Genomic DNA, 257 nt, shown 5'->3' with positions numbered 1-257 from the left:
GCGGGAATAGCTCAGTTGGTAGAGCACGACCTTGCCAAGGTCGGGGTCGCGAGTTCGAGTCTCGTTTCCCGCTCCAATTTACAAGCAATGTGGCCCTCGGGCGGCATTGAGTGAAACCAGGGCATAATCTTCGGATTTAACCTCTGGGCACTGAAATACACACCATGTGTTTCAGTTGTGTGTCCCCTTCGTCTAGTGGCCTAGGACACCGCCCTTTCACGGCGGTAACAGGGGTTCGAGTCCCCTAGGGGACGCCA

The 257-nt window shown here is 56.0% G+C and carries 2 tRNA genes; both read left to right on the top strand.

Annotated features, from left to right (window positions below):
- Positions 1–76, top strand: a tRNA-Gly gene (locus K0H48_RS17055).
- Between the two features lie 105 nt (positions 77–181).
- Positions 182–257, top strand: a tRNA-Glu gene (locus tag K0H48_RS17050).

This window comes from Pseudomonas sp. Xaverov 259, from assembly GCF_019352915.1.
In the GTDB taxonomy this organism is placed as follows: Bacteria; Pseudomonadota; Gammaproteobacteria; order Pseudomonadales; family Pseudomonadaceae; genus Aquipseudomonas.
Note: the sequence above shows the minus strand (reverse complement) of the source record. Positions and strands in the feature narration are given on the sequence as shown.